The sequence below is a fragment of the Paenibacillus sp. F024 genome, from assembly GCF_057814255.1.
The window spans coordinates 118,042-139,774 of the sequence record NZ_JBVASZ010000002.1 but is presented as its reverse complement, the minus strand read 5'-3'; the positions used below and the strand labels follow the sequence as shown (position 1 = coordinate 139,774).

At 52.1% G+C, this 21,733-nt stretch carries 18 protein-coding genes; 2 read left to right on the top strand and 16 right to left on the bottom strand.

Annotated features, from left to right (window positions below):
- Window positions 1-400 precede the first annotated feature (400 nt).
- The 11 genes from ACZYR9_RS04490 to ACZYR9_RS04440 all read right to left on the bottom strand — a co-directional run bounded on the left by ACZYR9_RS04490 (window position 401) and on the right by ACZYR9_RS04440 (window position 13,856).
- Complete coding sequence (locus ACZYR9_RS04490; protein WP_488977266.1) at window positions 401-2,368, bottom strand: FAD-dependent oxidoreductase; 1,968 nt, start codon at window positions 2,366-2,368, stop codon at window positions 401-403.
- A 250-nt stretch (window positions 2,369-2,618) separates the two neighbouring features.
- Entirely contained in the window at window positions 2,619-2,801 is a 183-nt protein-coding gene (locus tag ACZYR9_RS04485; protein WP_488977265.1) for a hypothetical protein, read from the bottom strand.
- 103 nt (window positions 2,802-2,904) lie between these two features.
- The gene (gene dtd, locus ACZYR9_RS04480; RefSeq protein ID WP_488977264.1) at window positions 2,905-3,351 is read right to left on the bottom strand and encodes a D-aminoacyl-tRNA deacylase; all 447 of its coding nucleotides are present in this window, start codon (window positions 3,349-3,351) and stop codon (window positions 2,905-2,907) included.
- Between the two features lie 40 nt (window positions 3,352-3,391).
- Window positions 3,392-5,584 carry a RelA/SpoT family protein gene (locus ACZYR9_RS04475; protein ID WP_488977263.1) on the bottom strand — a complete coding sequence of 731 codons (2,193 nt, stop codon included), beginning with the start codon at window positions 5,582-5,584 and terminating at the stop codon, window positions 3,392-3,394.
- 202 nt (window positions 5,585-5,786) lie between these two features.
- Window positions 5,787-6,851, bottom strand: coding sequence for a CotH kinase family protein (locus ACZYR9_RS04470; protein WP_488977262.1), 1,065 nt, complete (start codon window positions 6,849-6,851; stop codon window positions 5,787-5,789).
- A gap of 255 nt (window positions 6,852-7,106) precedes the next feature.
- The gene (locus tag ACZYR9_RS04465) at window positions 7,107-7,619 is read right to left on the bottom strand and encodes an adenine phosphoribosyltransferase (protein WP_488977261.1); all 513 of its coding nucleotides are present in this window, start codon (window positions 7,617-7,619) and stop codon (window positions 7,107-7,109) included.
- Window positions 7,616-10,048: a single-stranded-DNA-specific exonuclease RecJ gene (recJ, locus tag ACZYR9_RS04460; protein WP_488977260.1), complete on the bottom strand. Its 2,433-nt coding sequence runs from the start codon at window positions 10,046-10,048 to the stop codon at window positions 7,616-7,618. The genes ACZYR9_RS04465 and recJ overlap by 4 nt, the downstream gene beginning before the upstream one ends.
- A 17-nt stretch (window positions 10,049-10,065) precedes the next feature.
- A complete protein-coding gene (locus ACZYR9_RS04455; protein WP_488977259.1) occupies window positions 10,066-11,010 on the bottom strand; it encodes a cation diffusion facilitator family transporter in 945 nt (314 codons plus the stop codon).
- Between the two features lie 75 nt (window positions 11,011-11,085).
- Window positions 11,086-12,000, bottom strand: a complete 915-nt coding sequence (gene secF / locus ACZYR9_RS04450; protein ID WP_488977258.1) for a protein translocase subunit SecF — start codon at window positions 11,998-12,000, stop codon at window positions 11,086-11,088.
- A complete protein-coding gene (secD, locus tag ACZYR9_RS04445; protein WP_488977257.1) occupies window positions 11,990-13,222 on the bottom strand; it encodes a protein translocase subunit SecD in 1,233 nt (410 codons plus the stop codon). The genes secF and secD overlap by 11 nt, the downstream gene beginning before the upstream one ends.
- A gap of 112 nt (window positions 13,223-13,334) precedes the next feature.
- Window positions 13,335-13,856, bottom strand: a complete 522-nt coding sequence (locus ACZYR9_RS04440; RefSeq protein ID WP_488977256.1) for a post-transcriptional regulator — start codon at window positions 13,854-13,856, stop codon at window positions 13,335-13,337.
- 181 nt (window positions 13,857-14,037) lie between these two features.
- On the opposite strand from ACZYR9_RS04440, the gene spoVB reads away from it, so the two are divergent.
- A complete protein-coding gene (spoVB, locus tag ACZYR9_RS04435; RefSeq protein WP_488977255.1) occupies window positions 14,038-15,603 on the top strand; it encodes a stage V sporulation protein B in 1,566 nt (521 codons plus the stop codon).
- Window positions 15,604-15,612: 9 nt separating this feature from the next.
- Here the strand turns inward: spoVB and ACZYR9_RS04430 are convergent, their stop codons facing one another.
- Complete coding sequence (locus tag ACZYR9_RS04430; RefSeq protein WP_488977254.1) at window positions 15,613-16,287, bottom strand: DUF421 domain-containing protein; 675 nt, start codon at window positions 16,285-16,287, stop codon at window positions 15,613-15,615.
- A gap of 239 nt (window positions 16,288-16,526) precedes the next feature.
- Here ACZYR9_RS04430 and ACZYR9_RS04425 point away from each other — a divergent pair, with 239 nt between their 5' ends.
- Window positions 16,527-16,886: a TIGR04086 family membrane protein gene (locus tag ACZYR9_RS04425; RefSeq protein ID WP_488977400.1), complete on the top strand. Its 360-nt coding sequence runs from the start codon at window positions 16,527-16,529 to the stop codon at window positions 16,884-16,886.
- Window positions 16,887-16,974: 88 nt separating this feature from the next.
- On the opposite strand, the gene yajC is transcribed toward ACZYR9_RS04425, so the two are convergent.
- From yajC to ACZYR9_RS04405, 4 genes are read right to left on the bottom strand one after another with little or no spacing between them, the layout of a single operon-like run.
- Window positions 16,975-17,289 carry a preprotein translocase subunit YajC gene (gene yajC / locus ACZYR9_RS04420; protein WP_488977253.1) on the bottom strand — a complete coding sequence of 105 codons (315 nt, stop codon included), beginning with the start codon at window positions 17,287-17,289 and terminating at the stop codon, window positions 16,975-16,977.
- Between the two features lie 39 nt (window positions 17,290-17,328).
- The gene (gene tgt, locus ACZYR9_RS04415) at window positions 17,329-18,468 is read right to left on the bottom strand and encodes a tRNA guanosine(34) transglycosylase Tgt (protein ID WP_488977399.1); all 1,140 of its coding nucleotides are present in this window, start codon (window positions 18,466-18,468) and stop codon (window positions 17,329-17,331) included.
- A gap of 25 nt (window positions 18,469-18,493) precedes the next feature.
- On the bottom strand, window positions 18,494-19,543 hold the full coding sequence (gene queA / locus ACZYR9_RS04410) for a tRNA preQ1(34) S-adenosylmethionine ribosyltransferase-isomerase QueA (protein WP_488977252.1): 1,050 nt from the start codon (window positions 19,541-19,543) through the stop codon (window positions 18,494-18,496).
- A 9-nt stretch (window positions 19,544-19,552) separates the two neighbouring features.
- The gene (locus ACZYR9_RS04405) at window positions 19,553-21,697 is read right to left on the bottom strand and encodes a SpoIID/LytB domain-containing protein (protein ID WP_488977251.1); all 2,145 of its coding nucleotides are present in this window, start codon (window positions 21,695-21,697) and stop codon (window positions 19,553-19,555) included.
- Window positions 21,698-21,733 lie beyond the last annotated feature (36 nt).

Genomic DNA, 21,733 nt, shown 5'->3' with positions numbered 1-21,733 from the left:
GCTAACCGTTTAGTCTCCCGCGGTACCACCCACGATTTGAATGCATCCCGCAGCTTCCTGCCATACGGCAGCCCGCCCACAAGCTCCATTCACACTTCAAGTCACGGATAACGCCCGCCAGCGCAAGAACGGCTACTGTCCGAATAAAATCATGCTGCAAATGACCTTCATCAGCTGCTCTTATTCCGGTGTTCCCCGCTTGTCCTCCGGGAGGTCTGTTCGTCCGATTCGCATAAGGAAGCTTACAGCCTAGACTTCCCTCTCTGAATTATGCAAGGTTCGAAGTACTTTGTCCCATCAACGGATCATGAAATATAACTCAATTGACTATGATATATTCTAATCTTGAATATTTCCAAAGTCAAGCAAAACAATCCCTATATCGAATGAATTCGACAAGTTATTTTGAATCCTTTACGACATTGTATACATCCTTGATCATCAAGTACGTATCACCGTTCGTAAGCTCCTGTTTATTCGCAATGGCCTCAAGCGTTTCCGGCTTCAGGAAGCCCCTGCTTTGCAAAACCTCGGCAGCGTTATCCCGTGTAGCTTCCACCTTGAGCATCAAAGCAAACATATAGGCCGCTTGCTCGACGGAAACCGGAAGATTCTTCGGATCCGTGCCTTGGACTAAAGCAGCCGACGGACTGCCTGACAGCTTCTCCGGCTTGAATTTGCGCATGCCCTCCAGCACATTGGCAACTCTCTGCTGGTTGCTTTTGGCGTCCAGAGCAAAATTGTTGTCATACCCTCCGGTCGCAAGCCCCAGGGTCGCTGCAACCCTCAGTCCTTCATACGCCTTGTGCTCCATAAATGGCTGCGGATTAATGCTGAAAGGCTGAAGCGCCATTCCCTGCTTATTCAACGTATCCTGCAGCTTCGCCACCGCTTCTTTGTTCGCTGCCATTTGGCGGAACGTTAGTCCCCCATCCTCGGCAATCTTCACTGCAGCGCCCGCCGCTTCGGCGGCCGCCATACCTACAGGAATGACACGGGCCGTGCCGTGTGGTAGCGAATCAAAGCTTGCCGCACGTCCGACAACGAGCAGCCCGTCCACCTTGAGCGGAACGATGCTGCGGAACGGAACGGCATACTTCTGCGGTACGCTTACCACTGCCCCGGTATCCGCAGGCGACATCCGCTGGATATCCACCGGATAAGAACCGAAGGCGATCCGGTCCCATTGATCGCGGTTTTCCAGCACATCAATGATGCTCAGCCTGTATTCACCCTGAATATGCCTCGTTTCGCGAACATACAGCTCAGGCGCTGTCGCGTCCAGCTCAATGCCGGCAAACTCGGGATACTGCTTTTTCATATAATCGACGATATGCGGGAGCTCTTCCTTCCCAAGCTCAAACGCCTCTTCCTTCGACTTCGGGTCCGTTCCGTCTATGCCAAAAATTTGCAATGCGTTAATCAGCATCGTATCGTTGTTCTGCCTGCCGATATTGAGTCCGCGCATCGCTACCCGCTCCTTGTTCATCGGCGGGTAATCCTTCATATCCTTGTAACCCCAAGCGCTCATTTCATTGATGCCCGTTCCGGGATCATTGTCGTTTTGCAGCCGTTCGGTCATCTTCTGCCAAACCTCAGGCGTGATGTTCTTCAAACGGAACACCAGCGTGACGGCCATGCGTGATTTTTTATCGCCCAAATCCTCGCGGCCTGTCGTGTAAGGCACTCCGGCCGCCGCGGCAATATCGGCATCTTGGGTCGCATCGATCAGCGCTTTGGTCTGAACCGTTTTGACGGTGCCGTCAGCCAATGTAATCTTCAATCCCGTAATCACAGATGCGGATCCCGACTCGCTGATGACGGGTTCCATCCCCTTCACTTGAAGCAGTACATCCACGTTCTTCTCTTTGGCCACGAGCTCATTGAAGGCGTTAGCCGCCGTGATCACATCGAAGGAATCGCCTTCAATTTTGGAGTACCACTCTGTGAAAATGCCTTTATTCAAAATTTCTCTTTTGTGAAGCACCCCTTTATCGGGCTCATAGTTCATATCCAGACTGTTTAACCAGCCAAGAGACATCAATCCGCCAAGAATTTCGCGGTTGTGCCCGTCGACCAGCAGCGTTTTTAACCCGTTGCGGGATGCGGAAACAGCTGCCGCAACACCTTCGGGATCGGTACCGGCTACAATAACGTCATAGCTATCTTTAGGGGCATCCATTGTCTTCACTTCAGTAAGCTCTTGAGGAGCGCTTAAATGGCCTGTATGGCCTCCTTGCGCCTTTGTGCTTCCCGATTTCCACCAGTACAAACCGCTGGCTCCCGCCGCGATCAACACCACCAACGCCAGTAACAGAACATATCCTTTGGCGCTGCCGCCATTGGAACCTCTTGCTTTTGCTGCCATACAACACCTCTGATTCATGTAATAAAGAAAGATAAGTTCTCCCCGCCGATTGCTTTGGATGGCAGTCATAGTGGGACAGTCAAGCTTTTATACGTAAACGGACGACAAATGGTTTCAAAAAATTACATTATCCCTCTTCATCCGTCATCCCCCTGTGATGGTGATCAACCTATCGGCAAAACAAAAGCCCCTTCCGGAGCCCGTTTCATTTGCTTTAGTTCTTCGGAGCACACCTGCCGGCTTTAGAAGGCTAGCGGGAAGGTTTGCGCATGGTCCGCTTAAGCTGCTCGCTCGCAGAAGAAAAGGCTGAGCTCACTTCACTATCAGCAAGCCCGGAAGGCAGCAGTGCCGCCGCTTCTTCCGTACGTCCGGAACCCGTTCCCAGCTGGAGCTCAGGCAGCAGCATCCGTTGTTCTTTTGGAGATCGGTACATGGTATAAAGACAGCCCCTTAGTTTTCATTCGGCAGCATCAAAGCCCTGTCCCCATTTTCCCCAAAACCTTCCGCCCTTATCCCTCTTGAACCGCAAAGAGCCGTTAAGCTTGCTTGCTTTCCACAATCAATGTCACCGGTCCATCGTTAACGAGCGACACGTCCATCATCGCCCCGAAGCGACCCGTTTCCACATGAAGCCCACGCTCCCGCAACATATCGTTAAACCTGTCGTACAAGGGCTCGGCGTGCTCAGGACGCGCAGCTCCCATGAAATTGGGGCGGCGTCCTTTGCGGCAGTCCCCGTAAAGGGTGAACTGTGAAATCGACAGCACCTGCCCGTCCGTTTCCAGCACGGAGAGGTTCATTTTGCCCGCCTCATCCTCAAAAATCCGCAATCCCGCCACTTTATCCGCGATATAAGCGGCATCCTGTTCGGTATCGCTGTCTGCGATACCTACGAGCAGCACCAGCCCGCGGGAAATGGCCCCCACGGTTTGGCCGTCTACGGCCACCGCAGCGTTCTTACTGCGCTGCAACACGACTCTCATCTATAAACAATCTCCGTTTCCTGTCAGATTACAGCTTGGGTCAAGCCTGCATAATGCGCTGTACGGAATACACATCCTTGATCCGCTTTATTTTCTCGACAATCGAATGTAAATGATCAATGTTCTTGATCAGGATCGTCATATGGATCACGACCATCTTGTTCTTATCCGAGCGCCCCGATACGGCAGATATCGTCGTTTTGCTTTCGGATACGACCTGCAGCACTTCGTTAAGCAGGCCGCGCCGGTCATGGCCGGTAATTTCAATCTCCACGTTGTAATTGGCTTCGACATCATCCACCCACTCGACCTCAATCACGCGGTTGCCTTCATCGCTGAATTCGGGCGAAGGAAGATTCGTACAGTCATCCCTATGGACCGAGACCCCGCGGCCGCGGGTAATATAACCGATAATTCGATCTCCGGGAACCGGGTTGCAGCACCGGGCAAAACGGACAAGCAAATTATCTACGCCTTTGACTCGAACTCCGTTCGTCGGGCGCCCTTTGCGCTCCTTCTCCGCCGGAGCTTTCATTTCCTTGACCTCGGAGGTAAGCAGCGCTTGCTGCTGCGCTTCCTGGGCCTCTTTGCGGATCTTCTCCGTTAAGCGCGTAACAATTTGCGCCGCCGTAATCCCGCCGAAGCCGACAGCCGAAAGCATATCTTCTACTTCTTGAAAGTTGAATTTGCGGGCAACCTCCAGCATCTCGTCATCTTTCATCAGCGAAGGCGGCTCCAAACCAAGCCGTTTCAGCTCGCGTTCAATCAGCTCCCGGCCCTTTACGACATTTTCCTCACGCCGCTCCTTTTTAAACCATTGACGGATTTTCGTGCGCGCATGCGACGACTTGGCCAGCTTCACCCAATCCTGACTCGGGCCATACGAATGCTTGGAGGTGAGAATCTCTACAATATCGCCTGTTTTGAGCTTATGATCCAGAGGTACGATCCTTCCATTCACCTTAGCACCGATCGTCCGGTTGCCGACCTCCGTATGGATCCGGTAAGCGAAATCCAGCGGCACGGATCCCGCCGGCAGCTCGATGACTTCCCCTTTTGGCGTAAAAACGAATACCAAATCAGCGAAAAAGTCCATTTTGAGCGATTCTACGAATTCCTGGGCATCTTCTGCCTCATTTTGCAGCTCAATAATTTCACGAATAAAATGCATCTTATCTTCATAGCTGCCCGAAGGTACATTCGTGCCTTCTTTATATGCCCAGTGAGCCGCCACCCCGTACTCGGACGTACGGTGCATTTCGAACGTCCGGATCTGCACCTCGAGAGGTTCTCCCTTGGGACCGATGACCGTAGTATGCAGCGATTGGTACATGTTCGGCTTCGGCATCGCAATATAGTCCTTAAACCTGCCGGGCATCGGCTTCCAGAGCGTGTGAATGATGCCCAGCGTTGCATAGCAGTCCTTTATATTGTCCACGATGATCCGAAGAGCAAGCAGATCGTATATTTCGTTAAATTGCTTGTTTCTTACAGTCATTTTTTTGTAGATGCTGTAAATATGCTTCGGCCGGCCGGAGATATCTCCATCGATCCCCATCTCATGCAGTTTATCGCTTACCGAGAAAATAACGTCATTGATATACTGCTCCCGTTCGGCTCTCTTCTTCTGCATCAGGTTGACGATCCGATAATACTGCTGCGGATTCAAATAGCGCAGAGCGATATCTTCCATCTCCCATTTGATTGCCGATATACCGAGCCGGTGCGCGATCGGGCAAAAAATCTCGAGCGTTTCGTCAGCAATCCGCCGCTGCGCTTCCTCAGACTGGTGCTTCAGAGTACGCATATTATGCAGCCTATCCGCAAGCTTGATCAAGATGACGCGAATATCCTGCGCCATGGCTACGAACATTTTGCGGTAGTTTTCGTTCTGGTGCTCTTCCTTGCTCTTGAACTTGATTTTCTCCAGCTTGGTCAGCCCGTCAACGATCATTGCACACGTTGCACCGAACTTCTCATGCACAACGTCCAAAGAAACCGTCGTATCCTCCACCACGTCATGAAGCAGCGCGGCAATCACCGAAGTCGTATCCATCTGCATATTGACGAGAATGTCAGCCACCGCGAGCGGATGCAAAATATAGGGCTCCCCGGATTTGCGCATTTGCCCGTAGTGGGCTTGATCGGCAAATTCGTAAGCCTCCCGAATCCGGTTCAAATCATTCTCTTTTAAATATGTGGATGCCTTCTCAAGAAGCTGCTCTATCCCCATCCGTCCATCCATTCCCTTAAATTGATTTTAATCCATTATGCCCTTGGAATAGGCTCTCCGTCAAGAAAATGCGGGACAAACCGACATTTTGCGCGTCAATGGAACCTGCTTGGCTGTTTTCATATCAAACGCAAGCGATTTCAGGAAAGACAAGCGGACAAAAAAGCCCGCAATCCTCAGACTGTGCCCCGCCTGCACTTTGTTATAAATCTTTTATCGCTTCGTTCACCAGCAAACGCCGTTCTTCCATGTACCTGCGAATAAACTGAAGCTCCCCGTCAAATACATGAACAGGCCATTTCCTCACCGGTTCCCAATGCATATAAGGCTTGATTAGATTATGCATGGATTCGGCAACAGGAAGGATCCGGGACACCGTAAACTCGGTTTGCAGCAGACGGCTCAAAAGCCGCTGGTATTTCCTGCGCACCGCAGCAAACTGCAGCAGCTTGCGGGTCAACTGATTGTAGCCTGTAACCCGTACCAAATCGCTGCCGCATGGCCTGCCGTAGCAGTTGCGTCCCCAGGTTCCTTCATAATCCCACGGAATCATCCGGTATTTTTGCGAAGTCCTATGACGGTATATCGCATAGTTTTGCTCGAAGCCGTCATAATTGCCCGTTAGCACAGCTCCAGCGAGCCAAAGGAGGTAATTATCGATATCCACTCTTCGATACAGATAAGTCTCCAGCACCTTCGTATCTTTTGTTGTATTCAGCCTTCGGATAAACATTCTTAGCTTTTGCCGGTCCGTCAGGGTGCCCTTGATATGCTGGTAGCCCGAAAAGAGCTCCGTCTTCCTCCGTTTCGCATCTGCTTTTAGCACATCAAAGTTCGCATCATCATTTACCGCATAAAAGAGCGATTGAACGGAAATTCCCCGTTTGCGAAAAAAGGACCGGTCTACCCCTTCAATTTCCAGATAAATGCCGGAGTAGTGCCCGTTAACATACAGCAGACAGTGCTTAGCTGCCGGACTCGGAACACCGATCGCGTCGAAAAAACGGAAAGAAAGCGCATTGCGAATCAGGGAGGGATCATCATATTCCGCATTGTAATGATAGGTTTTACCTTCACGAACCACCTCGTACGAACGCTTCGGGTATTCCCGCGTGTGTCCGCCCCGATAACGGATTTGTATGTCCGATTTATACCCATCGGCCGTCATGATCGCTTGAACGTACTTATCGCTCCATACATCCTTTTGCAGCCGCCTCAGCTGTTGACCTCCGATCATAATATGCTTTGCCGTCAGTTCTGCAGCCATCCTTCATTTCCGCCTTTCCTTAGGAAAAGCAAAAAACCTGTTCAATAGGAATAGGCTTTTTGTACTGCTATAGGGTATTCGCCCTAAAGCGCTTCAGACACGGCGGCTGTCACGACCGGTACGATTCCAGAGGATCGCATTTTGTACCGGCTTAGTATCACTTTATAAGGCAGGAGGGGCCGTCTCCTTTGTCATTCAATAGACGAAGGAGACAGCCCCTCAGGTGTTCTTATATTGAAGCAAAACCCATTACCATCAATACTGCACTAGTGAGAAAACCTCAACGCCGTTCAGCTTCTCTCTTCCGTTCAGTTCCAGAAGTTCAATCAGAAACGCTGCGCCGACCACATCGCCGCCAAGCTGCTTGACCAGATTGATCGAAGTCGCAATCGTGCCGCCGGTAGCAAGAAGATCATCTGCAATCAGCACTTTTTGTCCCGGTGTAATCGCATCTTTATGCATGGCCAATTTGTCTTTGCCGTATTCAAGTGCATAATCCGCCTCAATCGTTTCGCCCGGAAGCTTACCGCTTTTGCGTATCGGGATAAACCCTACGCCCAGCGCTACAGCCAACGGAGCTCCAATGACAAAACCGCGGGCCTCCGGACCGGCAATACAATCAATCTGAACGCCTTCCAGGCGTCTTGCCATTTCAGCGATCACTTCCCGGTAAACCTTACCGTCCTTCAGCAAGGTGGTAATATCTTTAAAGCTGATTCCCGGCTGAGGAAAGTCCTCAATAACCCGAATATGTTCTTTGAAATTCATACGATTCCCTCCAACTTGGTTTGGCTAAATTTATGCTGAGCAAAGAGCCTGGACAGCAGCTCCTTGGCTGACGAGTACATCAGCTCCTGCTCCACTTCCGGCCGCTTCATCCGGATTTGGTAAAGTAAAGAAGCGGTCAAATCCTTCTTCTCCGTTGATGTGACGATCCTATAGCCGTCACTAAGATGTTCCATTAAATCCAGTTCTGTGAATACGTCCAATATGAAACGGGTCAGCGGAAGCTGCACGCCGGAGCGCTTGGCAATCCATTCTGCGCTCGCCGGCTTCTGCTGCACCGCCATGACCGCACCGTATACCGATTTAAACATGTCCCGGCCCGGCAGGATCGCCGCATGCTTATCCGCATCGGTGCCGCCGAAAGCGGCGTAATACCGCTGTACCGATACTGCCTCTGCGGCAAGAGCGTCGAGCTGCTCCATCCGATCCGGCAGCGAATACAGCAGCACATCCAAAGCTTCGGATAATGCGTTATTTCGGGCGGCCTCGTTGCACGCACGGAAACGTCCGTGAAGATCTGCACACCAAAGGGAGAAGCAATCCTCGGACTTCGTCAAAATAGGGGGCGGCTCCGTACCGAATACGACCACGGCCGGCAGCCGCCCCTTACCCTGAGGGTGCCGTTCAAGCCGCCCGCAAAGCTCCGACAGCTTCCGGTCGGGTCTTGGCGTCCCCCGCCAGTCAAACAATTGGATGCGATGAACTCCCATGTCTTGAATCATGATTTGAGGTCTTCGCACCCCGTTCCATTCGTTGACGGAAAGCTCGCCCAGGACGTCGATGGACGCGGAAGGAGAAATCCATTCGGCCAGCCGCCCTTTGCCGAAACCGACTGCATCCACAGCAGCGGCCGTCTCGCTTCTTGCGCATTGCAATGATAGCTTCAAATGCTGTTGTTCTTTCCCGATTGTACGCATATCTTTAAGCGCCAGTTCCTTGAAAACGAACCGGGGCGAGGGATTGCCCATACCGAACGGGCCAAGCAGCTCCAATTGGCGGATGGTTTCCAGATCCACTTCGCTGAATTCACACAGCATATCCGCCTGCATGACGGGTATAAAGTCATCTGGTGAGAGCCACTCCGTTGCCAATCGCGACATTCGGCTCGCAAGCTCGGGCAGATGCTCCTGCGCCAGCGTCATTCCGGCAGCCATTTGATGTCCGCCATAATGCTCCATCACATCTTGGCAGTGAGTCAGCGCCCGATACATATCGAACCCGGCGATCGAGCGCGCTGAGCCCTTAGCCATCCCCGTTTCTTTGTCAATCCCCAGGATGATTGTCGGAAGGTAATATTTGTCGACCATTTTCGACGCAACGATTCCGATGACCCCGACATTCCAATCCTCGTGAGCAAGCACAATCGCTTTGGGAGGCTCGTCCTCCCCGCTGCGCTGTTCTTCGACCATTGCAGTGGCCTGCGTCGCAATCTCATCAACAATGCGCTGCCGTTCTTTGTTTAACTGATCCAATTCAAAGGCAAGATTTTCCGCCTCCTGCTCACTCGTCGTCGTAAGCAGCCTGACGGACGTATCCGCGCTAAGCAGACGACCGCTTGCATTAATGCGCGGAGCAAGTGCAAAACCGATATGAGTAGAGTTAACGTCCTTCAACGGAGTTCCGGCCACGCCGAAAAGCGCCTTAATGCCAACATTGGACGTCTGCCGCATCCGCTCCAATCCCTGCTTGACGATGATGCGGTTTTCGTCAGTCAACGGCATCAAATCAGCCACCGTCCCAATCGCCGCAAATTCCAGCAGCTCCTCCGGCCATCGGCCCAAGAGCGCTTGCGCCAGCTTCAGCGCCACGCCCACTCCTGCAAGCTGCTTAAACGGATAAGGGCAGCCGGGTTTCTTGGGGTTGATTATAGCATACGCCTGCGGAAGAATCTCCGGGGGTTCGTGGTGGTCGGTCACCACCACATCAAGGCCAATCGAATGGGCATATGCAATTTGCTCCACGGCGCTGATCCCGGTATCCACGGTCACGATCAGCTTGACGCCCTGCTCTTTTGCTGCATCCAATGCAGCGATGTTCAACCCATATCCTTCATGGACGCGATGGGGTATGTAATAGTCAAAGCTGCAGTTCATTTGTCTCAGCAGATGAACCATCAGTGTCGTACTGCTTACACCGTCAGCGTCGTAATCACCGTAAATACGGATTTTCTCGCCCCGCTCTATGGCCATACGAATTCGTTTTACAGCATCGGCCATCCCATCTAAAAGGAACGGATCATGCGTCTGATCCGTTCCTCCATGTAAAAATTGGGCGGCATGGCCGATGTCCGTCAATCCGCGGACCGCAAGCAGGCGGGCTATCAGCGGCGAAACATTCAACGCCTCGGAAAGTGCATCGGCCGCTTCGGGATCTGCACTGCCGATATTCCATCTGGCTTTTGTTGGTAGCATGCCTTCCCTCCCGTCATTTAGTGAAGCAATGTAGGCAAATCGTCGGCCTGCAAATCATGATTTTTGTATGGATATCCAGGATCGTACGGACTCACATGAACAAAGACATCGGATACATGAATAAAACGCTTCATCAGCGTAAATTTTACAATTTTTGCGATATCATGGCCTTCCTGAATGGTGATTCGGGGGTTCACGCTGATTTTGACGTCAACGATTACATAATGCCCATGTTCTCTTGCGCGTAAATCATCAATAGAGATGACCCCTTTCACGCGCTGAACGGTATTGAGCATCTCCGCAGAATCCTCTTGATGCAGAGCAAGGCTTGACTTTCCATGCATCGATTCCGTCAAAAGCTGAATTCCCATGCGAACAACAAGGCCCCCAATGAACAGTCCGGCGAGAGGATCAAGATAATAGAGCGTAGTATTTCCCAGGTAATAGCCCAGCAGCGCTCCTGCAATACCGATAAATGCCGCAATCGAAGAAACCAAATCGGCCCGGTGCTCCTTTTGACTGGAGGTTAACGCTTGACCGGAAAGCTTTTTTCCCAACCGGTGTTTATACTGAAACAGTACTTCCTTAACGGCAATAGAGATAAGGATAATGACAAGCGCATATGTTTCAGGCGCCTTATCGGCACCATGATAAATCGATTTCAAGGAAGAAATAGCCGTTTCCAGACCTACAATAAGCAGCAGTACCGAGATGATAATGGATGCTTTGGACTTTGCTTTTCCCTGACCGTACGCAGGGTCTTCATCGGAAAATCTTTTGGCGGCTGACGGCAATCCCGCAATGGAATGGAACGCCTCCGATGCAGAATGGAGCGCATCAGCAATTAATGCCTTGCTTTGCGACAAATATCCGGTCACGCCTTTCAGAACCGCCAAAGCGAGATTGCCTGCTATACCGCTCCGCACATAGGCGGCCGCTTGCTTGCTTCGTTCCTCCGTCATGGGGTCACTCCTCCATGAATTGATAGAAAGGCCGCCGAAACATGCCGTTTCGCGCGGCCGAGCTTACCAAACCGCTTAAGCTGCGGCTTTCTTTTTAGAAGCACCTAACGTCTTGGCTTTCAATACCAGCCAAATCGGACTTGCGATAATGATGGAAGAATACATTCCGCTTACCAATCCAATGATCATAGCGAGCGAGAAAAGTCGAATTGCTTCGCTTCCCATAGCAAACAGTAGGACCGCCGCAATCAGCACGGTCAATACCGTATTGATGGAGCGAGTCATGGTTTGCCAAATACTCCGGTTGACAACCTGAGACAAATCGTCAAATGTTTTCACCTTGGCAAAACGCATGTTTTCCCGAATTCGATCGAAAATAACGATGGTATCGTTAATTGAGTAGCCGATGATCGTAAGTACAGCGGCAACAAACGGCAAATTGACCTCCAACCTGAAGATGGAGAATACAGCGATAACCATAAACGCATCATGGAGAAGCGAGGCAATCGCTCCAACGGCAAAGCGCCATTCAAAACGAATGCTGACATAAATCACGATGCCAAGGCTCGCAATCAACACTGCATAGATCGCTTTTAACGCCAGTTCTTTGGCCAAATCGGTATCCACCGTGTTTTCCTCTTTGGAAATCTGATCCCCGAATGCCGTTTTAAACCCAGACTCAATCTGAGCGACTTCCTGCGAGCTGAGCACCTTATCGAAACGAAGCGTTACCCGATCCTGCGCCGCCCCCCCAATAATCGGCGGAGTCGCGGTTTCCAAACCGGCGCTTCTGACGAGCTCGGCAGCTTGAGATTGCTGAATCGCCTTGCCTCCCGTTGAAATATCAAGCGTCGTACCCGCTTTGAAATCCACCCCGAGGTTCAAACCGAACATCAGCATCATAACGATTCCGATGATCGTGATGCCTATGGAGAAACCAAAAAATTTCCTGCGGTGCTTCATCAAATCATATTTGGCGTTAGAGAGCATTGATTTCAGACTCCTTTACCCCAAAATAAGCCGGCTTTTTCAAAATATTACTGCGAACGAGCAAGGTCAGCAGCCATCTTGAGAAGAAGACGTTGGTCAATACACTTACCAAAATGGTGAATATCAGTGTCAAGGCAAACCCTTGAATAGCGCCTGTTCCAAGGAAATAAAGCACGACGCCGGCCAGGATCGTCGTGATATTCGCATCGAGTATCGTACGGAACGAGTTGCGGGAGCCCGCTCTCAAAGAAGACATAACGCTCTTGCCGTTACGCATTTCTTCTCTGATCCGTTCGTAGGTGATAATATTGGCGTCGACCGCCATACCGACCCCAAGAACAAATGCAGCAATTCCCGGGAGCGTCAAGGTAGCGTTCATCAAGTAGGTCACAAGCAGCATTAACCATATAAAAGTCACAATGGTGATGGAGGCAACCAAACCGGGCACACGGTAAAACAGTATCATGAACAGGACGATCAATATGGACGCGATAATGCTCGCTTTAACGGTTTGCTGCAGCGACAGCTGGCCCAGCGATGCGCCGACGGATTGGGTATACTTCTCCGTAAGCTTTAGCGGAAGCGCACCAAGGTTGATCGTGTCGGCAATTTGCTTCGCTTCGTCGTACGTGTAGTTACCGCTGATCGTGGCTGTGCCGTCCGTCAGTACCTGACGTACGATTGGAGCCGATAACTCCACCTCATCTAAATAGATCGCAAGCGGCTGCCCGATCAGCTTCTGAGTCACCTGACGGAATTTCTCGGGATCTTTTACTTTAATATTAACGAGCGGTCTGTTGGCTTCATCGAAGCCAAGTTTGGCAGCACCGACTTCAAAGTCGCTTCCGACCATTTCCTTGGTGCCGTCCGGTCCCCGAAAAGACAGCTCCGCGGGCTTCTTCAATATTTCACGAACCTCAGTTTCGTTCTCAATACCGGCCAATCGAACACGGATCCGGTCGCTTCCCTCCGTCGTCACTTCAGGCTCGCTTACCTTCTGGGCATTCGCCCGTTGTTCGATGCTCCGGGCTGTTTCAAGCAGCGACTCCTTGGTCACCTGCTGTCCCGGCTCAATCGGTTCGGCAACGTACAAAATTTCAAATCCGCCTTTAAGGTCAAGACCCAGCTTTATATTGCTTACAAGATGAGGACTCGTCCAAATGACTGCAGCGAAGACGATCGCTACACTCACGAAAAACGCCACGATTCTTTTGATGTCCATAGCTATCTCCTTCCAAACTCAATATTCCTATTATACCTACCTGTGAAAATCGAGTCAATTTGACGACGGTTGGGATTGAGTGGGAGATCAGCGCAAAAAAAAAGAAGCCCATTTATCGAAAATGGGCGTTGTCCTTATAAATGCTCATCGTCATCCAATTCATAAACTGCGTTACTTTGAGCGACAAAATATCATTTACGATCCGGTGCAGCGGCGGGACGCCGGTCTTGTTATATTTTTCGCTGATGCATTCCCAAACTTCCTGACCCGTCACATGCTCATAACCAAGCATACGGAATTCCTGCGCTTTACTATGGCACAGCTCTTCAATAATCCGGTTCAGCTCCTCATCATCCAAGATGGTTTCCTCTGAGGCCCCGGAGATCCCCGTCCCGGAGTCTGCCGTTTTTTCTGTCTCCTCTTGGGCCGTCGGCTGCGCATCATCGTGTTCCGTCATTTTCGGCTCGCCGGCGGCCGTCACGGCCGTCTCTTCCATATAATGCAGCTCCATATAAGGCACCATGCTTTCGGTCTTTTCTTCGGAAGCCGTATCGGCAGCTTCCTCCGGCCTTTGTTCTTCCGGTTCCGCGTCAGTACCGCCATGACCCGGCTGCCATTCGTCGTCTTTGTCCATTTCAGCATCCCTCCCCGCAAGCGAAGCCTTAGCTTAACTACCTAATTCGCTGCCTTTGCCCGTTTTCCTGCTGAGACCCTGTAATTGAGCATTTAGAAAAATTATTGCATGTACAAGGACAGGTTATGCATATTCATTTAGTATTACAGGGTCCAAGCCCATGGGAAAGAAGGTTATTCCCTTGACAAAACAGTCGTTTATCAAAGGTACGCTCATCTTGCTTGCCGCGGGCATCGTCAACCGTATCCTTGGATTTATTCCGAGAATTACCCTTCCCAGGGTCATAGGTCCTGAAGGCATCGGTCTTTATCAAATGGGCTGGCCGTTCCTTGTAGTCATTCTTACGCTCGTAACGGGCGGGATTCCGATTGCAGTGGCCAAGCTGGTCGCCGCCGCCGAGGCGGAAGGAAACGAAGCGCGCGCCAAAAGCATATTTCGACTATCGCTTGCGGTGGCTATTGGGCTTGGTCTTCTGCTTACGGCGGTGATCTTTTTCGGGGCGCGTTGGATCACCGATCATTTATTTACCGATCCGCGCGTTTACTACACGTTTTTGTGCATGACGCCGATCGTTCTCCTTGTCGCTGTATCCTCTGTTTTTCGCGGATATTTTCAAGGAAGGCAAAATATGATTCCGACAGCGCTCTCTCAAGTGATGGAAACCATCGTTCGCATCGTCACCGTGCTGGCATTTGCTTATTGGATGCTTCCTTACGGAATCGAATATGCCGCTGCCGGCGCGATGGTTGGCGTGGTGGCCGGGGAAGTGTGCGCGCTGCTCGTACTGATCCTGTATTACCGCCAGAACCGCGGACGCATGCGCCGCATGCCTCACGGACAAATCGGTTCCAAACGCTCGTTATCCCGAATGGCCAATCTGAAGCAGATCTTAAAGCTCGCCGTCCCCGTCACCGGCAGCAAGCTGGTCGGCTCGGGATCCTATTTTTTGGAATCGGTTCTGATCGTTCAAAGCCTTGCCATGGCCGGTATCGCTACAGGGCTCGCGACAGCGCAGTACGGAGCGCTGCAGGGGATGGTGATACCCGTACTTATGCTGCCGAGCGCCCTTACGTTCTCGCTTGCCGTATCACTGGTGCCGTCGTTGTCGGAGGCCGCAGCCAAGAATGATTTGGCCACCATTCACATGCGGCTGCATCAGTCGCTGAAGCTGGCCTTGGTCACAGGCGCCCCCTTTGCGGTACTTATGTACGTGCTTGCCGAGCCTATATGTTTGTATATGTACGGTCAGCCTGGAGTCGGGCCCATGCTGAAAATGATGGCTCCGGCAGCCTTGTTCATTTACTTTCAGGCCCCGCTTCAGGCCGCTTTGCAGGCGCTCGAAAGACCCGGAAGCGCACTGGTCAATACGCTCATCGGGTCTACAGTCAAGCTGTCGCTGATTTACTTTCTGGCCAGCCGTCCTGAATACGGTATATTAGGTGCCGTCATTGCCATTACCGTCAATATTATGTTAGTTACGATCCTCCACTGGCACAGCATCATGCGGCTTCTGAATTTCCGGATGCGGCACTCCGACTTTGTAAAGGCCGCCTTCTGCATGGCGGGCACGGGATTCGCAAGTCACACCGTGATGCAATCCCATTGGATCGGAGACGACTTTGCCCGTTTTTTAGCCGCATGCTCCATCGGAATGATCATCTATTTACTTTTGGCGGTCATGCTGAAGCTAATCAATCGAAACGATTTTTTCCGTATCCTGTGGCTTGGTAAAAAAATCGTAAAGTAAAACCGGCCTTTATCTTTTTTTATCGATAAACCATTTGCCCCGATGATCAATCGAGCAAAAAAACACTTCTTTAAAATCCTTTACCCCTTGAGACTTCAGCTCATGCTTCAGCCAAAACCGCGTTTTCCCCAGCTTCTGAAGACTCTCGTCTTGTACCTTTCCATCCATGATCAGCGGCAGCGGCAGGCCCTCGTAACGAAATGACGCCTGTCCTGCCGAAGACCCCTTCGTTTGATCTTTTTTTTCAGCAATCGTCAGCTTGCCTGAAGGCTCAAGAACGGCGAACTCCACATCGGCTACGTTCAGCACTTTATTCTCCCGCAGCTGCAGCAGCAGATCGTCCAGATTGTAGCGCTGCTTGCGCATCTCTTCACGGTTCAGCTTGCCGCCGTCAATGATCGCCGAGGGCTTGCCCTCAAACATCCGGCGCAATTTTTCGCTTTTCAGTGAAATATACGCAATGACCAATTGGATCGCCACAAGCGTCACCATGGGAAGGATTCCCTCCAGCATCGGCTTGTTCAAGTCCTCCAGTACGAACACGGCAATCTCCGCAATCATAATGGATATCACAAGGTCGAAGACGGATAGCTTGCCGATTTCCCTTTTCCCCATAATGCGCATCATCAAGAACACGATCAGATAGACCAAGAGCGTTCGAATTAATAAGATCCATATCTCCATTGGCTCTTCCTCCCGGGTACTCTTCAGGGAATATTTTGACCTTGGCTGCTGATTGTCATCCGGGAGAATTGTTGGTAATCATTCAAGGAACCTGTACTATTTCCTGGTACATGCCCATACAATGGGAATAAAGATGCGAGCTTGCGGTGCAGCGCTTTGGTCCCGGCGGGCAGAAGCGAGCTTGCAGCCCTGAACATTCTTCGGGGATCATGGATCGGATAAGGAGGAATGGGGTGACTATGAAAAATTCACCTTTGTTTTCCGGCTTAACGTATGCTGTCGGTCTGATGATGATCGGTACGTTGATCGCCTCGCTCGTCTTGCTCGCAACCGACATTCCGGAAGATTCTTGGCGGGGAACAACTCTGATCATTCACGGTTTGGCCATGCTGATCGGGGGGATGGTATCCGGAAAACGAAGCGGCAGCAAAGGCTGGTACCAAGGCTTACTGCTTGGAGCCATGTACATCGCCGTCGTTTGGATGGTCGGATTTTTGGCTTATGACTCAGGTTTTACAAAAGATATTTTGATGTTGTCGGGATTGGCATTGGGTGCCGGTGCTTTCGGCGGCATGATCGGGGTGAATTTAAAGAAATAATCAGGTGCAAAAAAAAGTATAAAAGCCCGTCCTTCGCATCAAGCGATAAAACGGGCTTTTATTTACGGCCTATGCCGATGTCAAGCTTTTACTCCGTTGTATCAGGTGAGCTCTGAACAGTGTTCACCGCGGAACGTTCGAACGTCAGCTTCGTCACGTCATTGACGCGCAGGATGACCGTATCGTCCGTCAGCTCGACGATCGTACCATGCAAGCCGCCGATGGTAACCACCTTGTCCCCTTTTTTCAAATTGCCCAGCATCATGTTGCGTGTCTTCTGCCGTTTTTGCTGAGGACGAATAAGTAAAAAGTACAGGACAACAAACATCAAAACAAGCGGACCATATGTAACCAAGATTCCTTCGACTCCCGGCGCCGCTGCAGCATCACTTGCTAACCACATCTGCTTTCCCCCTTTCTTAAAATATCTATGTAATATTGGTTAAAACCCTTTGCTGTTCTCGTCGATACCGTATCGGGAGAAGAACTCGTCGCGAAAATCGAGCAGCCGGTCCTCTCGAATCGCCTGACGCACCCCGCGCATCAACTCTAACAAAAAATGGAGGTTGTGATACGTTGTAAGCCGGATGCCGAACGTCTCATCTGCCTTAATTAAGTGACGAATGTAGGCGCGAGAGTAGTTGCGGCAGGTATAACAAGAGCATTCCGGATCAAGCGGGCCGAAATCCTCTGCGAATTTGGCATTCCGGATAACAAGTCTTCCGGAGCTCGTCATTACGGTGCCGTTACGGGCAATCCGCGTAGGCAGCACGCAATCGAACATATCGATTCCGCGAATGGCTCCTTCTACAAGAGCATCCGGGGAACCTACGCCCATCAAATAACGGGGCTTGTTGGCAGGCAGCAGCGGAACAGTGTAATCCAGCACCTCAAACATGAGATGCTTCGGTTCACCCACACTCAACCCCCCAATAGCATACCCCGGGAAATCCATGGAAGTCAACTCGGCAGCGCTTTGTTTGCGCAAATCTTCGTACATGCCGCCTTGAACAATGGCAAAAAGCCCTTGCTCCTCCGGCCGGCTGTGCGCCTTCAAACAGCGTTCCGCCCAACGGGTCGTCCGTTCCAGCGATTGTTTGGCATAGCTGTGCTCTGCCGGATACGGCGGGCATTCGTCGAAGGCCATAATGATATCCGCTCCAAGAGCATTCTGAATTTCAATTGATTTCTCCGGGGAAATAAACAGCTTGTCCCCGTTCAGATGCGAGCGGAACTGCACGCCTTCTTCCGTGATCTTACGCATTTCGCTAAGACTGAATACTTGAAATCCGCCGCTGTCAGTCAAAATCGGCCTGTCCCAATTCATAAACCGGTGCAGCCCCCCCGCCGCCTTCACGATTTCGTGTCCGGGGCGAAGGAACAAGTGATACGTATTGCTGAGAATGATGTGCGCATCCATTGCCTTGAGCTCTTCGGGGCTCATCGTTTTGACGGTAGCTTGTGTGCCTACCGGCATGAATGACGGAGTCTCCACGATTCCGTGCGGAGTATGAACCCGGCCGAGCCGGGCTCCGGACTGCTTGCACGTTTTGATATGTTCATAGGTGATAGCCATTAAAATCACTCTTTCCGGGCATTGCCGTGATCTAGTATATGAACATGGCGTCGCCGAAGCTGAAAAAGCGGTATTCCCGCTCCACGGCTTCTTTATAAGCGGCCAGGACATGTTCTCTTCCTGCAAGGGCGCTGATCAGCATCATCAGCGTGGATTTGGGCAAGTGAAAGTTGGTAAGCAGTGCGTCGACTAAACGAAACCGGTAGCCGGGATATATAAAAATGCTTGTCCAACCGCTTCCTGGCGCCAAAGTACCGTCTTCACGCGCAGCCGATTCCAGCGTCCGGGTTGACGTTGTGCCTACCGCGACAACCCGTCCTCCCTTTTGCTTAGCCGCATTGACCAAATCGGCCGTCCGTGCGGATACCTCATAATACTCTTCATGCATTTCGTGCTCTTCTACGGTTTCCGCCGCGACCGGGCGAAAGGTGCCTAACCCGACATGAAGCGTAACATAGGCTAATTGTATACCTTTTTGTTCCAGCCTATGCAAATACTCCTCTGTAAAATGAAGCCCTGCCGTTGGCGCTGCAGCTGAACCCCGGTTCTTCGCGTATACCGTCTGGTAGCGTTCCTTCTCGGGAAGCTGCTCTTTAATGTAAGGAGGCAGCGGCATGTGACCAAGCTGTTCCAGAATCTCATTAAAGATGCCTTTATAGCTGAATTGAAGCACACGGCTGCCCATGTCTCCTTCAGACTCGATCGTGGCGGTCAGCAAAGGTGCAGAATCCGGCTCGCCGGATTCGCCGCCAAAATGAAGTCGCGCGCCCGCTTTCAGGCGTTTGCCCGGACGAACCAGAGCTTCCCAACGATCCCCTTCCAGCTGCTTGAGCAAAAGTACTTCCGCCTTTGCACCCGTATCCGCCTTCACGCCAAAAAGCCGGGCTGGAATGACTCTTGTGTCATTTAACACGAGTACATCCCCGGCTTGCAAATATTGCTCCAGTTCTTCAAAGCTGTGGTGACCGATCTGTCCGGTGCGTTTATCGAGCGTCAGAAGCCGCGATGCCGTGCGATCGGCAAGCGGCGTCTGCGCAATAAGCGACTCGGGGAGATCGTAATCGAACAATTCTACTTGCATCTTATCTCTTCATCCCTTAGAAATCGAGACCCCTATATAGTAAGTCTGCAATATTTTGTGGTAATCATAGCCGAGCTCCGCATAGCCTTTGGCACCCCATTGGGACATACCCAAGCCATGGCCAAAGCCGGTTCCCTTAAATACAAACTGCGGGCTCCGGGTGGCCAACCGTACCGTTCCGTCCGCGTTAAGCACAAACAGCTCCTCATCGCTATGCTCCTGCACCGTTCGGCTGCCTCCCGTGGTATAAATCGGCTGTGCGGCGGAGGTTTGGCTGCGAACCGTTCCCCCTGCTCCCAATATAGTATACCGTCCTGTTTCTTCAATTTCAAACTTCGTGCTGGGCAATCCTCCCAAAAGCGTCCGCAGCGCATCGGGATATGCGGCTTTGAGCGTCTCTCCGTTCGCCGCAACCTCAAGAGCCCGGCCGGAAACGCCCCGTTTCGTTACTTCCAGCCGCTCAAGCTCACCGCCCGCCGTCATCGCAGAACCGAATCGCTTCTTCAGCTCCGATGCGTCATAGGGCCCACGAATCCACGCGTAGGCATTGGACTCCGTTTCCTCTCCGATCACCACGAAACGATCACGGATATCGACCTTAAACGCCGCAGCATTGCCGGCATTATCCACATACGGAGCCGGACGGACATTCACTCCGTCCTGCACGGATTCGTAATAAGGCAGACCTGCAGGGTTTTTGAGTCCCGTGTCCCGGGCATAATCGGAATGGATGTAGCCGGTGCTGCCGTTGGGAAGCACAATGCGATACCATTTCTTTTTACCCGCTTCGGCACCTTTATCCTGGGAAGGGACGCTTTGCAGGTAAGCCACTGCGTTGCCCCACACCTCGGTAGACTCCGCCGTTTGCCCTCCTGCATTGGAGTAGTATAGCGGATCGATCAAAGCATTGTTATAGGTAAGCACCTCTCCGGCCGTTGCATCGACGGCCTGAAGCGCAGCCGGAAATTCCACGGCAGTGCCCTTATAAGATTGATCCAGCGTGGTATCCGAAACATGGGCGATCTGATATTTTACGCCCTGCTTCAAAGCATAGGTTCGGGCGGCGACCGCCTGCGCCTTCAGCGCTTCCATTGGCCAAGCCGAGCTGAGCTCGGAGCCGAGAACAGCATACAAATACTGCTGGAAAGGCAGCTCATTGATGACGGCAAGCCGGTTATTGTAAAGTGACATTTCAATACCGCCGCGATACATCCGTCCATAGCGTTCTTTGACAAGGACCGCGCCTTGGGCATTGATGGAAGCAGCCCACAGCTTGGCGCTTGTGCCAAAGACCATTGCGCGCAGCGGTACCGCTGCGCTGTCTGCATCAACGGCAAGCTCCTTGCGCAAAAGCACATAGCTTTGAGCCGCATCCATCGGCGTCAGCACAACCGTTGGCAGCACCGCTGTGATTTGGGCCCTCAGCGCCTCGAGTCCTGCGCTGTCCGCAGCGCCGCCTACGAGCACGGCATAGCTTCCGGAGCCCAGCTGCGCCGCATTGGCGTCAAAGCCGGCCTGGGCGATGGCGGCCGCCTGCGCCTGGGCTTGCGCCGCATCGGCATACGTGCCTGCGTTCCAGCGAAGCGGGCCTGCAAGCGCCGTTCCAGGCCGGGAAGCCGCCGCTGCGGCCGCCTCCTCTCGGGTCGCGAACGGACCCAAATAAACGCGGTAAACCGTCTTGCCCTGAGCGGTGCTCTGCATGATGCCCACATCGGCACCGCCGGCCGTCATCTGCTGCGCTTGCATCCTGGCTTCAGCGGCGTCAGCCGTCTCCGGCAGCTGAACATAATAGCCGTCCGCGTACACGCGGACCTGCTCTGTTGCCGACGCCTGATAGGCGGGCGCGGCTCCCGCGGCTCCACGCAGACGGAGCGTCAGCCCGGCTTCGGCGGATAAGGTCACGGCCGACGCTTTACTGACGTATTTGCCTGTGTCAATAAACAGCGCGACACGGATCGTATCCAGCTTCGGAATGGCCGCTTGTGCTGCAGAAACAGGCTGCGCGGCTCCCGGTGCTCCGATGCTTCCGGACACCAGCAGCGCAGCCGCTGCAGTGATTTTCAACACGATGCCGTAAACCGGTCGCACGGTCTGATGAAATGCGCCTGAAGATACTCCTTTCGACAAGAACGGCCGTTTGATGCCTTTCATCATTACATGTTCCCCTTTCCAACCATACGGTTTCTCGTC

Bases quoted from the DNA above. Each gene is read 5' to 3' on its own strand.
- ACZYR9_RS04425 (WP_488977400.1), top strand. From the start codon at position 16,527: ATGAAAAATTCACCTTTGTTTTCCGGCTTAACGTATGCTGTCGGTCTG.
- ACZYR9_RS04475 (WP_488977263.1), bottom strand. From the start codon at position 5,584: ATGGGGATAGAGCAGCTTCTTGAGAAGGCATCCACATATTTAAAAGAG.
- yajC (WP_488977253.1), bottom strand. From the start codon at position 17,289: ATGTGGTTAGCAAGTGATGCTGCAGCGGCGCCGGGAGTCGAAGGAATC.
- dtd (WP_488977264.1), bottom strand. From the start codon at position 3,351: ATGAGAGTCGTGTTGCAGCGCAGTAAGAACGCTGCGGTGGCCGTAGAC.
- ACZYR9_RS04470 (WP_488977262.1), bottom strand. From the start codon at position 6,851: ATGGCTGCAGAACTGACGGCAAAGCATATTATGATCGGAGGTCAACAG.
- recJ (WP_488977260.1), bottom strand. From the start codon at position 10,048: ATGCTACCAACAAAAGCCAGATGGAATATCGGCAGTGCAGATCCCGAA.
- ACZYR9_RS04485 (WP_488977265.1), bottom strand. From the start codon at position 2,801: ATGTACCGATCTCCAAAAGAACAACGGATGCTGCTGCCTGAGCTCCAG.
- ACZYR9_RS04430 (WP_488977254.1), bottom strand. From the start codon at position 16,287: ATGGAGATATGGATCTTATTAATTCGAACGCTCTTGGTCTATCTGATC.
- queA (WP_488977252.1), bottom strand. From the start codon at position 19,543: ATGCAAGTAGAATTGTTCGATTACGATCTCCCCGAGTCGCTTATTGCG.
- ACZYR9_RS04405 (WP_488977251.1), bottom strand. From the start codon at position 21,697: ATGATGAAAGGCATCAAACGGCCGTTCTTGTCGAAAGGAGTATCTTCA.
- ACZYR9_RS04490 (WP_488977266.1), bottom strand. From the start codon at position 2,368: ATGGCAGCAAAAGCAAGAGGTTCCAATGGCGGCAGCGCCAAAGGATAT.
- secD (WP_488977257.1), bottom strand. From the start codon at position 13,222: ATGGACATCAAAAGAATCGTGGCGTTTTTCGTGAGTGTAGCGATCGTC.
- ACZYR9_RS04455 (WP_488977259.1), bottom strand. From the start codon at position 11,010: ATGACGGAGGAACGAAGCAAGCAAGCGGCCGCCTATGTGCGGAGCGGT.
- ACZYR9_RS04465 (WP_488977261.1), bottom strand. From the start codon at position 7,619: ATGAATTTCAAAGAACATATTCGGGTTATTGAGGACTTTCCTCAGCCG.
- ACZYR9_RS04440 (WP_488977256.1), bottom strand. From the start codon at position 13,856: ATGGACAAAGACGACGAATGGCAGCCGGGTCATGGCGGTACTGACGCG.
- secF (WP_488977258.1), bottom strand. From the start codon at position 12,000: ATGCTCTCTAACGCCAAATATGATTTGATGAAGCACCGCAGGAAATTT.